This is a genomic window from Vreelandella nanhaiensis (genome assembly GCF_003990185.1).
GTDB classification, from domain to species: domain Bacteria; phylum Pseudomonadota; class Gammaproteobacteria; order Pseudomonadales; family Halomonadaceae; genus Vreelandella; species Vreelandella nanhaiensis.
Window position 1 is genome coordinate 22,021 of the sequence record NZ_RZHF01000009.1, and the last position, 15,831, is coordinate 37,851.

At 46.3% G+C, this 15,831-nt stretch carries 12 protein-coding genes; all 12 read right to left on the minus strand.

Going from position 1 to position 15,831, the window contains the following annotated elements:
- Positions 1-146: 146 nt before the first annotated feature.
- Positions 147-2,390 carry a methyltransferase domain-containing protein gene (locus ELY38_RS07930; RefSeq protein ID WP_185858938.1) on the minus strand — a complete coding sequence of 748 codons (2,244 nt, stop codon included), beginning with the start codon at positions 2,388-2,390 and terminating at the stop codon, positions 147-149.
- Entirely contained in the window at positions 2,390-3,679 is a 1,290-nt protein-coding gene (locus tag ELY38_RS07935) for an ABC transporter ATP-binding protein (protein WP_127061179.1), read from the minus strand. Before ELY38_RS07935 ends, ELY38_RS07930 begins: the two co-directional genes overlap by 1 nt.
- Entirely contained in the window at positions 3,669-4,511 is an 843-nt protein-coding gene (locus tag ELY38_RS07940; RefSeq protein ID WP_246009095.1) for an ABC transporter permease, read from the minus strand. Before ELY38_RS07940 ends, ELY38_RS07935 begins: the two co-directional genes overlap by 11 nt.
- An 11-nt stretch (positions 4,512-4,522) precedes the next feature.
- Positions 4,523-5,650, minus strand: coding sequence for a non-hydrolyzing UDP-N-acetylglucosamine 2-epimerase (gene wecB / locus ELY38_RS07945; RefSeq protein WP_127061183.1), 1,128 nt, complete (start codon positions 5,648-5,650; stop codon positions 4,523-4,525).
- A 2,162-nt stretch (positions 5,651-7,812) separates the two neighbouring features.
- Entirely contained in the window at positions 7,813-8,844 is a 1,032-nt protein-coding gene (locus tag ELY38_RS07950) for a porin (RefSeq protein ID WP_127061185.1), read from the minus strand.
- Between the two features lie 306 nt (positions 8,845-9,150).
- A complete protein-coding gene (locus ELY38_RS07955) occupies positions 9,151-10,212 on the minus strand; it encodes a porin (protein WP_127061187.1) in 1,062 nt (353 codons plus the stop codon).
- A 266-nt stretch (positions 10,213-10,478) separates the two neighbouring features.
- Positions 10,479-11,105 (minus strand): ProQ/FINO family protein, encoded by a 627-nt coding sequence (locus tag ELY38_RS07960; protein ID WP_246009096.1) that lies wholly within the window; start codon positions 11,103-11,105, stop codon positions 10,479-10,481.
- Positions 11,106-11,355: 250 nt separating this feature from the next.
- Positions 11,356-11,892 (minus strand): dihydrofolate reductase, encoded by a 537-nt coding sequence (locus ELY38_RS07965; protein WP_127061191.1) that lies wholly within the window; start codon positions 11,890-11,892, stop codon positions 11,356-11,358.
- Positions 11,889-12,716, minus strand: a complete 828-nt coding sequence (locus tag ELY38_RS07970; RefSeq protein ID WP_127061193.1) for a thymidylate synthase — start codon at positions 12,714-12,716, stop codon at positions 11,889-11,891. The genes ELY38_RS07965 and ELY38_RS07970 overlap by 4 nt, the downstream gene beginning before the upstream one ends.
- 267 nt (positions 12,717-12,983) lie before the next feature.
- Entirely contained in the window at positions 12,984-13,772 is a 789-nt protein-coding gene (gene lgt, locus ELY38_RS07975; protein WP_127061195.1) for a prolipoprotein diacylglyceryl transferase, read from the minus strand.
- Positions 13,773-13,815: 43 nt separating this feature from the next.
- Entirely contained in the window at positions 13,816-14,613 is a 798-nt protein-coding gene (locus ELY38_RS07980; protein ID WP_127061197.1) for a sulfite exporter TauE/SafE family protein, read from the minus strand.
- A complete protein-coding gene (locus ELY38_RS07985) occupies positions 14,610-15,788 on the minus strand; it encodes a response regulator (protein ID WP_127061199.1) in 1,179 nt (392 codons plus the stop codon). The genes ELY38_RS07980 and ELY38_RS07985 overlap by 4 nt, the downstream gene beginning before the upstream one ends.
- Positions 15,789-15,831: the final 43 nt, after the last annotated feature.

Here is a 15,831-nt window from a genome sequence, read left to right on the forward strand (position 1 = left end):
TATTGACACCTCACTCGTAATCACGAAAAGAACATAACTAAAATGCTAAATATTAATCTATGTAATATATCAAATAAAGGTCATAGATAAATGTATTAAACCAAGTCCCCGCCCAACTAGGCCGGGGATTAACATATATACTTGGATTAAAGATCATCAAAACAGCGTGCAATGACTTTTGCTCTTTGATCCCAGTCATTCTCATCCGCAAGCTTAGCTAAGCTCTGTTTGAAGGCTTGATCATCTTTAACCGCAATTGCAGCATCTAGTGCATTGCTTAACTCTTCGACATTTGAACCTCGAAAAACTTCTGGATACTGCACACACTCACGCATGTACGAAGTGACAACAACGGGCTTCTCCAAAGCAAAATACTCAAAAAGCTTAAGTGGTGACGTTGTTTGCGCAATATCGCCTGGCTTAAAGGGGATAAAGCATACATCAAATTTTTTGCCATATGCGGGAAGAATTTTATAATCAACAGAACCCAAATAAAGAATATTATTTCCCTTAGCAAGCTTGGCTGAACCACCATAATAATCAGGCCCAATGAAGACGAAGCCAATATCTTTACGCTTTTGTGTTAGCTCATCAATAACGTCGTACCATAACCAAGGGGCTAGAGCGCCAAAGTATCCGATCACATGCTCGTAACGGTTACAAAACTCCTCAAGTTCGACAGGTAAAGCTACTTGATTATGTTCCGAGTTTCGGTAATGTCTAGTATCAACACCATTTTGCGCAAGTAAAACGCGCTTTTTTCCTAACGCTTCTACCGCCTCATCATACAATTGATTTGCTGAAGCAACGATATAGTCAACACCACCGTCAAAAGCAAACTTCTTTACATTTAATAGAAGCTGTACATTTTTTTTATCTCCGCTAATTTCAGGGTCTATGTGATCAATATACTCATATACTAAAACACTGCTGTCTTTAAACTTTGAGACATAATCAACAGTAAGGGCGTATGCAGTAGAATATATTGAACGCACCGCATTTCTTATTTCATCTACTTCAACACAGTTAGTAACCCATACATTTTCAGCAACTTCTCGAAAACCATTTACATTGTCGCCAGACCAATTACCTGTACGATATATAACTAAATAGCCAAGTCGCGCCATGGCAGCACTGATATGTTGGGGTCTTTGATAAAGAGGAACATTCCAATCAATAGAAAACTCCTGAATAAAAACTCCTTTATAAGAGTCTCTATTTATTAGAACAGTCTCATTAAACTGTCCCCATGACAAGTCTACTATATTTGATATGGAGTCTGATGATAAGTTTGTACCGGTTCGAAAACGCCTTACAATAGCATGCCTTGGCTTTTGTAATGCTTGGCGCGCAAAGAGAGGAAGGTGCCAATAAATTGACTTCAATATCGAATAAGAAGTTTTCTTTTTATTATAACATGCATTTCTTATATACCGTAGAGGAGCTGTCATTCTCCATGAGTTCGATTGCAATAATTCACTGTTAATGCATTCTAATGCTATTATTCTTTCTTTTGCTCTATCAATTTGGTCTAATTGACTCTTCTGATTTACAACAAAAGCCTCTATCTCCTTACTAAGTTCCTCTAATTGTTGCTCGTGATTGATGGTAATAACTTCTATTTCTTCCCTGAGCTGCTTAATTTCTTTTGTTTTATCAAAAAGCCCCTTCTCCATAGCCTTTAAATTCTTCTCTGTATCTTCAGTGTCAATGTGCATATCTTCCAACACTAAAGAAAGCGAAGAAAACCACTCATTATCAACATATATTAAAAGTATCTGTTGGCCTAACCACTGGCTTTCAGGCACTTCGGTACAATCTAATACTTTTGAGTATACTAATGAAAAATTACTATTGATAGAGCCAAGTATATTACCTGGTGTGAATGATGAAAAATGCTCATCAGCACGTAATAACTCTTTATACGGTAGTAGCAAAACAATTGCTTTTCTTGCTTGTAAAGCTAGTTTTTTCAATACTTCTTCAGGAGCGTGAAAATGCTCTAGCGTATTTGATGAGAAAACTACATCGAAAGAGCCAGCTTTTTCTTTTTCACTAGCAAGCCAGTCCGCTGCTTCAAAAGAGATACCTTCGTAGCGTACTGAGGCTGTATCTATGGCAACCTGTGAAATATCTCGACCAAATAATTGTGATTTAGCTATCGATTCAGAAAGCACATCGGTGCCATCACCTTCTGCGCATCCCCAATCAGCAACCGTTAATTTGTCGCGGTGAATTTCACGTAAAATCCATTTAGGAAGATTTTCAAGTGCAAGCCTGGCAAAGAAGCGTGACTGTTGAGGTCCTCCCATTTTATCCCAATTTTCCGCAAAGCGTTTATCCCAATATCTATCGGAATTAATAGCAACAACATCTGTATGCTTTGACATCATACCAACCTTACACTTTTATCAATTTTAGGCTGAAACATTCCAAACAATCTATCCTCAGATAACACTGAAAAATAGTGAGCTCCTTCAAGGTATTCAAAATAATGAGTATCATGGTACTCACGATTTTCAACCGCAGCTACCAAAAGGTACTTACCCGGCACCAAAGAATTTGTCATCTTAAAGGAAACCTCAAAAGAATCGACTTCAGGCAACATTAGTCTATCCAGATCATGGGTTGTTGATACGATAAGATCCGTACCTTTAAGATCTTTAATTGAAAAAGCAACACTTAAATGTTCTCGTGGAATATTAGGGGGCAAATGAGCTATGATGCTTATAACCATTGAATCCCCCCATTCAAAAGAGTCTTTGCGCATTCCCTGCGAGTCACAAACGGAAGCTGAGCGAATCATTCCTTTATGAGATCCCCAATGAGTAACCGGGCGTGCATCTATCTCTACTTCTTTATTCTCTAATGACTCATTATGACTAGTTGACAGATCCTCTTCATTAGGTTTCTCATCATCCTTGAACATAAACTCCATGTATTTCCCTGTCACCGGAAACACATCGCCATCTTCTACTAGACTCCCATGATTTAGCCAGATCGCACGATCACAGAGAGTTCTTACTGAAGATACGTCATGACTTACGAATAAAATCGTCGCTCCACGCTTTTGAATATCTTTAATTCGCCGCATACATTTTGCAACGAAACGTGAATCTCCAACAGCAAGAGCTTCATCAATAATTAAAATATCGGGATCAACATGGATAGCAATTGAGAAAGCTAAGCGAGCAAACATGCCACTCGAATAAGTTTTCACAGGCTGGTCTATAAAATCAGTCAATTCCGAGAATTCCAGAACATCACACATTCTTTCTTTCATCGTTTCTTCTGGAAAACCCAGAATCGCCGCATTCATAAGTATATTTTCACGGCCTGTAAATTCAATATTGAACCCAGCACCTAATTCTAAAAGAGCGGCTACTCTTCCGTTAATATTAATTTCACCGTTTGTGGGAGTGGCTGTACCACATATCATTTGTAAAAGAGTCGACTTACCACTACCATTGCGACCAATAATACCAACTGTTTCTCCTTTTCTAACCGAAAAAGAAACATTCCTCACGGCCCAGAACTCTTTAAAATACTGAGTAGCTTTAAGCCCTAATGTAGTTTTTAAGCGCGGAATAATCATTTGCTTAAGGCGATCTTGAGGCTGAGCAAAAACCTCATAGCGTTTACTAATGCCTTGAACGCAGATGGCAACATCAGAGCACATCAGCAAACCCCTTTCTAGTCTTTTGAAACCATGTAAAACCTAGCAAAAATACTAGGCTTGCCACTAGCATATATATAATAAGGCCATAAAAATCTGGCAACGACTTCCAGATTAGAACCTCTCTCGCTTGTTGGATCATGAACGTCAATGGGTTCAATAAAAAATACGTTTGAAACTGCTCGGGTAGCCGCTCAAGAGGAAAAAAAACAGGCGAAAGAAAAAGCAGTACACTGGATATAACCCCCATAGTCTGCCCTATATCTCTCATAAACACACCTAGCGAAGCCAACAGATAAGCAACCCCTAACGCCAAAGTAATCAAGGGAATCATAACAAGCGGTAAAAACACTACTTGCCAGCCTGGGATTCCGATTAGTAGCAAATAGGCAAAGAGCCAAACAATTATACTTATCGACGCATGGATTAGAGCACTTAAAACAGAAACCCACGGCATTATTTCAAGTGGAAAAATGACCTTTTTCACATAATTTGTATTGCTTACAATTAGGCTTGGTGAGCGTGTTAGTATTTCGGCCAAAAAACTATGGATAATTAACCCTATAAAGAGAACTATAGCGAAAACCCCCTTACCTTCTTCTTGTCCGTTTATAGGCACCCCCCATCTCATCTGAAAGACAGCTGAAAAAACAAATGTAAAAACGGCCAACATCAGCAAAGGGTGCAGAAATGACCATCCAATACCAATAAATGATCCTCGATATCGGCCTACAACATCTCTTTTAGTCATCTGATTAACTAAGTGTCTGTTTTTTATAACCGACTTAAAAAACTGTAAAACTGATGTATTTGGTAGAGCGTTAGGATCAGTCACAAATTTCATACTCAATTAATTTTGAATTTTTCCAAAGCATTTAGAATGCGTGTACAGGCTAGCCCATCACCATAGGGATTATGAGCAAAGCTCATTGCATTATACGCAGCATCGTTTTCTAGTAGATCAGAAAGAGCTTCTACTAGTGCATTTACTTCCGTACCTACTAATTTTACTGTACCCGCTTCAACTGCCTCTGGACGTTCTGTAGTATCCCTCATAACCAAAACAGGTTTTCCTAATGATGGAGCTTCTTCTTGAATTCCTCCTGAATCTGTCAGAATTATTGATGCTTTATTCATTAAATATACAAATGGCAAATAATCCTGTGGCTCAATTAAAAAAATATTATTGTGTGAATCAAGCAATCGGTTTACTGGCTCCTGCACATTAGGATTTAAGTGAACTGGATAAACAATTTGCACATCTGGATATTTATTTGCAATTGTTCCAAGTGCTTTGCATATTCGCTCGAACCCTCCACCAAAACTTTCTCGGCGATGACCGGTAACGAGCACCATTCTTTTCTTTTCATCTAGGAAGTTAAATTTTTCACTTTGTGATTGCGCTAATTCACTATCAGAGTTAAGTTTATCAACTACCTCTAGTAAGGCATCAATGACGGTATTGCCGGTTACAATGATTTTCTCAGTAGGTACTAACTCATTTAATAAATTCTGACGGCTTGTGTCCGTCGGGGCAAAGTGTAAACTAGCCAAAACTCCAGTCAGTTTTCGATTTCCCTCTTCAGGCCAAGGCGAGTACAAATTACCGGTTCTTAGCCCAGCCTCAATATGGCCAACAGGAATTTGCTGATAATAAGCTGCTAAACTAGCAGTAAATGTTGTTGCTGTATCCCCATGCACAAGCACAATATCGGGTTTAAAGTTTTCGTAAACCTCTTGAAGACCTTTAAGTATACTAACCGTCACATCAGTGAGCCCTTGACCTGGCTTCATAATATTTAAATCGTAATCGGGCACTAGCTCAAATAGCCCTAAAACTTGATCTAACATTTCACGGTGTTGAGCTGTCACACATACTCGCGCATCGAAGCGGGAGTCTTCATTCAGCTTGATAGCTAGCGGAGCCATTTTTATTGCTTCAGGGCGAGTACCAAAGACGGTAAGTACTTTCATTATATATTCCTTTTAAATATACCAAATGCTGACTTCTTTCTTTTCAGAGAGTGCACACAAATATAGCGGATCATAGATTTTTTGGTCACTTGGTCATTTCCATAGGAAATTGACATTCCTACACTTACCGTTCTAATCTGAACCATTCATCACTAAATCCTGCATTCTTGTGTAAAATCAATTAATGTTTTATAGCGCTTCTTGGCGGCCACGATTTTTTGTCAGTCGCGTAAGCATTACCATTGAAATTAACAAGCATAGTATCGGGAACTCCCGCTCAAAAGCGTCAGTAAGGTTTGTCTGATTGTCTTTGACGTAAGCCACTAATAGGCATCTTTATGGAGCATACTCACTGCTATTTTTCTGACACTCCATAGTATTAATGGTGATTAGACAGCCTCGTAAATTTAGTAGTTTCAGCGGCTCAACTATCGCCTTTATTTCGTTAGTTTTCCGCCGCCTTCACTTGACTTAAGACAATTCATTTATTTCAATTTCATCCACCATTAAGAACAACAAATCATAGCGTAGGCCACCAAGCAAATGATATAAGACAGCTGATATTGTTTTTTCCAAGATTGACGGTAGTCGGGAATAACGTATAAACAGTTCATAAGAGGTGGTAATGAATGAAAGCCTAACAAGAAGAGCTATTAGATGACCATATCAGGCGCTAGGGGTAAAGCATTTCACTCCAATTAAAGAACAGTTTTTCATGCATTTTCCCTATTCCACTACTGGAAGAAGAGATGAGCTGATTCGATTTTAGACACGCTACCGCCCTGAGATTAACGGACGCATTCCCGTGCCCTCAAAAGACTGAATGCGCCGTAACGCGATGGCGAATTTGGATCTCAGATCCTTTTACTGGAACGAGGTTTTATCAGCGAGATATCATACTTGAGGGGTAATAAGAAGTCTATGCCACTAATTTTTCAAGCATTAGAGTTCAGTTCCACCAGACTCCCCCATCTGAACGTGGACTCTTACCTGAGCAAGCTCGGTCGATCTAGGAACACATCCCTCAACCTGCTACGTTGATTTGCGGTTCCCGCTGTGGCACTAATCTTTTAATAGCCTCCCCGCAGGCGCTGCTGGCTGCTACTCAAAAACTCTTTAGCCCTTACTGACGAACCTTCTCAATGATAGCATTACTCATCAACGTGTGCCTACGAGGTGCTCCATAGCCGAGCCCGACTGCTTAGAGCTGAATTTTGACAGTAGCGTAACTCGATTTGGAGAATGTTGAGCCAAAGATTTGCAACAGTACTTGCTGGGAAAACCGGGCGTTCCGTAGGAATACTGATTAATCACGCCCCGTTCTTGGTTTTGGGGATCGCAGCGGCTCATATGGCTTCTCGGCAATACTCGCCGGTTAGTAACCGCTCGCGTAGCATTGGGCTGTATTGTTTAAGACAATCAGCTAACTGATGCAATATCATGTCATCAATACCCAGTATTCCTTGTTAATAACAATGAGCCAAAGGCATATTGCGTAAGACCACGGTAGCTCCCATAAGTACAACCAACCTCGCTTTCATCCACGATAGCGATTTCTGGATCGTTTTGGCAGCAACTCAGCCCCCGCCTCTTGGATGAGCGACTGTATAGCATCACATGACTTTTATCTAATTGATTCTTAAGATGCTCTGCTGATCTTCATGCTTGCCCCCCCTTAATGCGGTGATAAACTGATATTTACTATTTTCGGCTGACATCTAATGATCCATTGCGCCGACTATCTACGGCAGTAGCACCTCGCCAGAGCACTAGGCCTTCTAAGCTAAGATGCGCAACTTTTCCACTTATGCCTGTCGGATCTATACCATGGCTCTCCGTGCAAATATTGGACTTTAATGATGTTTGGCTACCTACCTGCCGCGGTACTTTATACCCGCTCCCGCTTGTCCGGCCAGCGCTTTGTTTAGGCTTGCTTTAATCTCTCTCATAGGAAGCATCCTTACCGTCGGCTAGCCCTATCCCTCGCCGGGCAAGCAGAAGATTTATCCATTAAGCTGTCTTGAGGCATCATTTAAGGAACAGCGCCCATCAAGACGCTACGCGCTATGCTTAGTGCACTAGAAAAAGCCGGTCTCAAAAGAGGCCGGTTCTATTAGGTCTGCTAGGTAAGTCACCTTTAAAACGTAACAGTTAAGCCAGGCTTAGAAGTGGTATCTTGCCCCAGTCAGCCAATACACATTGTCAGTTAGTTCACCCAAGCGAGTACCACGGTTAACGCTAGGCGCATCGCCATCAGTCACCTCTACAAACACATCAAACGCCGAAGAGACCTTGTAATAAGTGCCAGCAGCCCAGGCATTGCTATTGTCCTGGCTGTCGCGCTCAACATTGTAATAGTCAGCAGTAAAGGCCCATGGCCCTGTGGTGTAAGTACCCCCTAGCCCTACGGTGTCAAAACCTCCACCATAAACATCGCTCTCACCTTGGGTTTCATACCCTAGGCGAGCTGAGAAATTATCAGTGACTAGGTAATTACCGATCAAGCCATACAACATTTCGCCATTGCCACCACCACGCACCACATCTTCCACTGCACCCAACCCTACCCTTATCGGGCCTTGCTGGTAGCGTACGCCACCTTGAGCGGCAACTACGCTGCCCTCTCTGTGCTGCTCTTCAACCGTCAGCCCACGTTCGCTATAGTGCTTGAGCTGCACAAAGCTAGTGAAACCATTGAGTTCTGGCGTGTAGTAACCGATAGAGTCGCCACGCGACTGTATACCCGATGATTTGAACATCAGTCCACGGTCCAGGTAGACGTCAAATGGTAAGGAAACGAACTGGGCATAGAAGCTATCAAAATTGCCTGCCTGGAATGTTCCGTACTGCTTGCTAGCCAAGCCTATATAGCTTTGACGGATTTCATTAAAGCCCTGGCTTGTATTTTGCTCATCACCCGTAAAACGCCATTCCAACCGACCAAATGCGGTTAGGTCAGAGTTCACCTCTTGGCTCATACGAAAGCCCAGGCGTGAATAGACATCCACAAATTCAACGCCGTCATCTACTTTTTCGCCATTGCTATCGAAGTCGGCGCCACCGCCTGCAATACCCATAGAGATACGTCCATAGATATCCAGTTTTGTACCTTCCTGGTCATACACGGTGGTTGCCTGGGTGGCACTTGCCCATAAAACACTTGTGACGGCAGTAGCGAGTAGCATTTTTTTCATCTTGGTCCCTTAGGTACTTTAATAGCGCAGCCACTAAAAAGCGCCACGCTGTTTAGTAAGCTTAAACCCATTTGGTAATGAGAATCGGTTAAGCAACATAAGCACCAATGATGTTATAAAATAACAACATAAATGAAAAGTAAAATGTCATCAAGATGACATATCTATCGTGACGTACATTTTATTAAGCGCTATTTCATTGAGAAGGATAATAAAGAACCATAAAAAAACCGGCCTCGAAAGAGGCCGGTTCTATTAGGTCTGCTAGGCAGGTTACCCTTTAAAGCGTGGCAGTTTAAGCCAGGCTTAGAAGTGGTAACGAGCGCCTGTCAGCCAGTATACGTCGTCAGTCAGATCGCCAAGACGCGTGTCGCTGTCGATGCGGCTAACTGCGTCAGCATCAGCTACTTCTACGAATACGTCGAATGCGCTGGAAACTTTGTAGTAGCTACCCAGTGCCCAAGACTTGCTGGTTTCTTCGCCATCACGCTCGATGTTGTAGAAATCACCAGTGAACGCCCAAGGACCAGTGGTATAGGTAGCACCTAGGCCCACTTTGTCGTAACCGTTTTCGTCGTTAGCGCCACGCAGATCGTAGCCGCTGTTGTTGTCACGCATTTCGTAACCCAGACGCGCTGAGAACTGGTCGGTGAACTGGTACTGACCAATCAGGCCGTACAGCATTTCGCCGTTACCACCGCCACGCTGTACGTCTTCAACAAAACCCAGACCTACAGTTACCGGGCCCTGTGCGTAACGAACACCACCTTGCGGTGCAACTACAGCACCTTCTTCAGTAGTGCCTACACCTTCAACTTCGCCACGCTCGCTGTAATGTTTCAGCTGCAGGAAAGCAGTGAAGCCTTCGAGGTCAGGCGTGTAGTAACCGATAGAGTCGCCACGCGACTGTTTCGGGTGACCAGCGAATTCCAGACCTTGGTCGATGTAAACATCGAACGGCAGGGAAACGAACTGGTTGTAGAAGCTGTCGAAGTTACCAGCCTGGAAAGTACCGAACTGGTTGCTTTGCAGACCGATGTAGCTTTGACGCGTTTCACGGAATGCTTCGCCAGAACGACGCTCGTCAGCACGGAAGCGCCACTCAAGACGACCGAATGCAGTCAGGTCGCTAGTTACTTCCTGGCTCATACGCAGGCCAAGACGAGAGAAAACGTCTACGAATTCAACGCCGTCATCGATTTCTTGACCAGCGTCGTTGTACTCAGGGCCACCACCGGCGATACCCATGGCGATACGGCCATAGACGTCCAGCTTGGTGCCGTCCTGGTCATATACGGTGGCTGCTTGAGCGGCAGCAGAGGCGCCCAGGGCACCAATGATAGCAGTCGCTAAAAGTGTCTTTTTCATGATGTAGGTTCCTTTACTAGCTTACTGTTTCGATCGTTGCTGCCGGGCTTTTTAAAAAGCCTTCAGCAGTTGGCTTGCGGGCCATGCTCTTTTTTCCATCTATTGGTTTTTCCCAACAGTATGTGGCATGTCCTCGGCCAAGCCTTGTTATAGTCCAATGCTCGCACGTCAAACTCTATACTGGGATTCTAGGGAACGCAATAAAAAAAACAGTGTTTTTTTACAATTTCGGTTTTTTTATGGAACCCATTATAGTCAGTTAGGTCTCAGCGACTTTTAAATTTTTGCTGCAGCCCTTTTAATTTATCTTCCAGGCTAAGCGGCTTTTCTTGTTCAGTTTTTTTAATTGCTTCGCGTTTTGGCTCAGCGGGTTCGGGTTCTCTAGGCGGTTCCGCTAAATGAGCCTTTTCTTTTGGGAGCTCTTTCTTCACCACCTTCTTTGCCCCTTTTAGCGGCACCTCACCTTGTTTTCCATTACGCTTTTTATTGGCATGCATAGCAGCTTCTTTATCAACCTTGCCTGCAGGCTGGCCGTCCAAATCAATGCGGTCCACCCCTTCATGTACTGATTTTAAATACCTTGGCAGGTTAACGTAGTTGGCTAAAGCGCGACGAATCAGCTTCCCCGACCATGGTTCGCGTGCTGCCAGATCCTGGTGAATGCCTACTTTTAGGGGTTTGGTATGGCCTTTAAAAAATGCCTGGGGGTAGCGCTGATACCACTCTTTTAAAAGGCTATGTGGTGATGGAGGCAGCTGCTTCTCGGCTGATGCGGCATGCTCAGGCATAGGCGTACGTTCCGATTCAGCTGCATGCTGCACTTCTACTGGCGGCTCAGCCGCCGCTGCCTGAGGCATCTCGGCTTCTTGCTCAAGGGTTTCTGTCTTGAGCACTTCTGCCTCAGGCACTTCTGTCTCAGACACTTCCGTCTCAGATACTGCTGGCTCCTGCACTTTTTGAGCACTTGTGCAGGGCTGGTTGAGCGTTTCGTGCAGCGATACGGCCTGTTCTACTAACTGTTGTTTTAACTGCGCGTTTTCCTTCCGCAGGGCATGTAATTCCGCTTGAGCCTGCTCTAGGCGTGACTCCAGGCTATCCAATAGATGCATTACACTAGCGGTCATACCCTCTCCTTAGACCTCTTCAGTCAGCAGCGCGCTCATAAACCACAAAGTCATACGATGGCTTGCCTTCGGTGGGTGCTCCAGCCACACGCTGTACTTCCCGCCATTCATCTGCCGCCAATTCAGGGAAGGCAGCATCACCCTCCACTTCAATATCGACTTCAGTAATATAAAGCCGTTGCGCATACGGCAGCGCTTGGCGATAGATTTCTCCACCGCCCATCACCATGATTTCTTCTGCTGCATCAATGGTTGCCTGCTGATCTGCCAATGCTAGAGCTGCAGGCAAGTCATGACACACCCGAACACCTTCAGGTGCAAAGTCTTTATTGTGCGTTATTACAATATTAAGCCGATTAGGCAAAGGTTTTCCAATAGAGGTATATGTTTTACGCCCCATGACCAGCGGTTTGGCCTGGGTCATGCGCTTGAAGAACTTCAGGTCTTCAGGCAAATGCCAGGGCAGGTTGCCGTCAACGCCGATAATACGGTTTTTCGACATGGCCACGATCATGGCAACAGGTACCAGAGGTTCAATCTCGTTGCTATAACTCATACCGCTACCTTGGCTTTAATGTGGGGGTGAGCTTCATATTCTTCGATCTGAATATCATCGAAGCTAAAATCAAAAAGGTTACTCACCTGGGGATTAAGTACCAGCTTGGGCGCGGCCTTTGGTTCGCGCATGAGCTGTTCCTGCGCTTGCTCAAAGTGGTTGTTATAAAGGTGCGCATCGCCCAGCGTGTGAATAAATTCGCCCGGCTCAAGCCCCGTTACCTGGGCCACCATGTGTAATAGCAAGGCGTAACTTGCGATATTGAACGGCACCCCGAGGAAAATATCGGCGCTGCGCTGATAAAGCTGGCAGGAAAGTCGGCCATTCGCCACATAGAACTGGAACAAGCAGTGGCAAGGCGGTAACTGCATTTCATCGACCTGGGCCGGGTTCCAGGCGGATACTATCAGGCGACGAGATTGGGGGTTCGTACGTATCTGCTCCAGCACCTTGGCAATCTGATCAACACTTCCCCCTTTGGGGTCTGGCCAGCTGCGCCACTGGTAGCCATACACCGGGCCCAGGTTGCCATTCTCATCGGCCCACTCATCCCAGATGCGCACCCCATTTTCCTGAAGATAGGCGATATTGGTATCGCCTTTCAGAAACCATAAAAGCTCATGAATGATGGAGCGCAAATGCAGTTTTTTGGTGGTCAAAAGTGGAAAACCGCGCGATAAGTCAAAACGCATCTGGTGGCCAAACACGGAGCGCGTGCCTACACCGGTGCGGTCGTTGCGGTCAACGCCATGCTCCAGGACGGTGCGCATTAGGTCCAAATACGGCTGCTCAAGCGCGGGCTGTGCATCGACGTTCGTCGTCATGTTTGACGTAGGCGTTGTAACGGTCACAAGGTTTCCAAAATTTCAGGCGATATAGAGCAGTATTCTAGGCTGCCATGCTGCGAGGGTCTAGCGTAAGGGGGCAATGGCTGATGGAGTTCATACTCTATGACATGTGGTAATAAATCCTGCGAGCGGGTTGATGCACCCTCAACTCGTAGCGCGTGGTAACGCATTTGTGAGGGACGAACAAATAAGGCACCCGCGGGTGGCGGCGTTTAGCCGCCTTGGCCGTGCAACGGAGTCGGTTTAAACCTTGGCGTCGATTGGCTGGGAGCGCGACCAGGCCATGAGCAATAAGCCTAACGCGATCATGGGTAGCGTGAGCAGCATGCCCATAGTGACCCAGCCGAATGCGATAAAGCCGATATGCGCATCCGGCATACGTACAAATTCAACCAGAAAGCGGAAGATGCCGTAAAAGAGCAGGAAAAGGCCGGAGACGAAGCCGCGGGCGCGCGGCTTGGCGGATACCCACCACAGGATGACAAACAACACTAAGCCTTCAAGCAACGCTTCATAAAGCGCGGAAGGATGACGAGGCTCCGGTCCCATGCCGGGAAAAGGCATGCCCCAGGGTAACGAGGTAACACGCCCGGGCAGTTCGTGATTGATGAAATTGCCAATTCGCCCGGCGCCCAGACCAATAGGCACCAGCGGGGCGATAAAATCAGTAAGAGTGAAGAAGGCCAGCTGCTTGCGGCGTGCAAACCACCAAGCGGCCAGCAAGACACCTAGCAGGCCGCCGTGGAAGCTCATACCACCGTCCCACACTTTGAATACCCAGAGCGGATCGGCGGACCATTGCGCCAGCCCGTAGAAAAGTGCATACCCTAAGCGGCCGCCCGCCACGACCCCTATCGCGCAGTAAAACAAGAGATCACTAATATCATCCTTGGTAAGCCCTACCTGATGGGCGCGCCTGCAACCCAACCACCAGGCAGCCACAAACCCTATGACATACATGAGGCCATACCAATGCACTTGCAGTGGCCCAAGTGAAAACACCACAGGATCGATTACTGGATAATTAATCATGGAGATACTCTAATTGCTGAAGAAGAAAACACGATACTGCGGGTTAGGCCAAGACGAAGCGCAAACCTACCACCGTCAACAGAAGCGCAAAGCATAGCCTGAGCACACGAGCAGATAAAACGTGGGCCAGCCGAACGCCCACGCGAGCAAAGGGAACGCTGGTAAGCACGATGGCGAAAAAGGCGGGCCACATGACAAACCCCGTGGCCCAGGCTGGCAGAAGCGGATTGCCCCACCCCATGATGATGAAGGTAATGGCGCCAACAGCAGCAATGGGTAACCCACAGGCGGCGGAAGTTCCCACGGCTTGTGTCATGGTGGCACCGCAACGGGAAAGCCAGGGCACAGTCATGGCGCCGCCGCCAATCCCAAACAGCGCTGAAATGGCGCCCACCACACCACCGGCTACCAGCATGGAGAATTTGCCTGGCACCAAGGCTCCCGGCCTGGGAGAAAGGCCAAACACCATTTTAGCTGCCAGCAGCAAAACAAAAATACCAAACAGTGTGCCCAACACGGTGCCCGAAAGGTTACCTGCAATGAACACGCCACCGATGGCGCCCAGCATCAGCCCGGGTAACAGGGCAAGAAACCAGGAGCGATGGATACTGCCTTTACGGAAATGCCCTAACGCGGACGATGCTCCGGTTACCACGATAGTGGCAAGCGATGTGCCAACGGCAAGGTGCATGGTGATATCAGAAGGAATATTCTGCAGCCCAAAGGCAAATACCAGTACAGGCACGATAATCAACCCGCCGCCGACTCCGAAAAGCCCCGCCATGGTGCCTGCGGCGGCGCCCAATCCTAGATAGCCAAGCAGTGTTACCAGTACACTCATGATGTTGATGCCTTTCCAACGGTATTAGGTAGCCACTTGCTGATCATGCCCAGCAGTTTTTCAGGCTGGTACGGTTTGGTGAGCAGATCATCCATTCCCGCTTCTTTGCATTCGGCAATACCAGCGTTATCGGCATTGGCCGTCAAAGCGATGAGGATACTGCGGTGCTTGCCGCTGGCCTGTTCAAAGGCGCGCCAGCGCCGGGTAGTTTCCAGGCCGTCCAGGGTGGGCATAAAGATATCCATGAAGACTAAATCAAACTGAGTGGACTGCTGACGTTCAAGTGCCTGCTCGCCACTACTAACCCCTTCTACTTGTAATCCTTGGGCTTCCAGCATCTGGCGCGCCAGCATAAGATTAACCGGGCCATCGTCAACGACCAGTACACGTAGGGTATGGTTTGGCGCCATGCTAGTAGGCGCCGCTTCATCATTCACACTTTGGTAGACCAGGTTGGCCAGCAGTGCACGCGCATCGGCCAGGCGCTCGCGAGTATCCACGATCTGCTGGCGGCAGTGTCGGCACCCATCGCTTTCCAGCATGCGGCCCAAGTGGTTGTTCAGATCATCCGTTTCCCGCTGTAGTAGCGATAAATAGCCTGTCTTCAAACGCGACTCTTCCCGGGCACGGTCGCGCCCGGCCATCAGATGTTTAAGCTGTTGTTGTTGGTGATGAAGATCATCCAACAGCGCCTGCTCCTGACCCTCTTTCGAATGATCTGACACAGGGTTCAGCTGTTGAGCGCTCCTGACATAATGTTCAAGGCCTGAAAGCATTTCATTAACCCGCGCTAGGCGCTTGAGTGGTCGGGCGGGCGTTTGGCTTATTGCAGGTGTTGAAAACGTTTTATCCGGCAATAGCTGTATTGCAGCAAAGCGCAGGGACTCGCTGTTTCGTTCCAGCTCGGCAAGTTCCTGCATAAAGTGCGAATCTTTTTGCCGAGCACGCATTTTAACCAGCATCAGGAAGGCACACATATTCATGGAGCTGCCTAACAAAAGCGCCAACGCTAGCCACAAGGTGGTACTCCATGACACCTGGCTTGGCGATATCCACCAGACGGCAAGACCAACCAAAAGACATAACACGATTAATGTTGCTTGGATAAGTAGCATGGGCCAAAGAATCGGCCAAATGATGGCATGCCAGAAATGCTCTTCGCGATCGTGTTGCATGAGTTCGCGTCTTCCCAATTGGCTTGAATCGATTTCACCGGTT

What these genes read in the sequence shown, in the direction of transcription:
- ELY38_RS07980 (WP_127061197.1), bottom strand. Translation starts at nt 14,613, where the DNA reads ATGAGTGTACTGGTAACACTGCTTGGCTATCTAGGATTGGGCGCCGCC.
- lgt (WP_127061195.1), bottom strand. Translation starts at nt 13,772, where the DNA reads ATGATTAATTATCCAGTAATCGATCCTGTGGTGTTTTCACTTGGGCCA.
- ELY38_RS07935 (WP_127061179.1), bottom strand. Translation starts at nt 3,679, where the DNA reads ATGTGCTCTGATGTTGCCATCTGCGTTCAAGGCATTAGTAAACGCTAT.
- ELY38_RS07970 (WP_127061193.1), bottom strand. Translation starts at nt 12,716, where the DNA reads ATGACGACGAACGTCGATGCACAGCCCGCGCTTGAGCAGCCGTATTTG.
- ELY38_RS07950 (WP_127061185.1), bottom strand. Translation starts at nt 8,844, where the DNA reads ATGAAAAAAATGCTACTCGCTACTGCCGTCACAAGTGTTTTATGGGCA.
- ELY38_RS07955 (WP_127061187.1), bottom strand. Translation starts at nt 10,212, where the DNA reads ATGAAAAAGACACTTTTAGCGACTGCTATCATTGGTGCCCTGGGCGCC.
- ELY38_RS07965 (WP_127061191.1), bottom strand. Translation starts at nt 11,892, where the DNA reads ATGAGTTATAGCAACGAGATTGAACCTCTGGTACCTGTTGCCATGATC.
- ELY38_RS07930 (WP_185858938.1), bottom strand. Translation starts at nt 2,390, where the DNA reads ATGTCAAAGCATACAGATGTTGTTGCTATTAATTCCGATAGATATTGG.
- ELY38_RS07985 (WP_127061199.1), bottom strand. Translation starts at nt 15,788, where the DNA reads ATGCAACACGATCGCGAAGAGCATTTCTGGCATGCCATCATTTGGCCG.
- wecB (WP_127061183.1), bottom strand. Translation starts at nt 5,650, where the DNA reads ATGAAAGTACTTACCGTCTTTGGTACTCGCCCTGAAGCAATAAAAATG.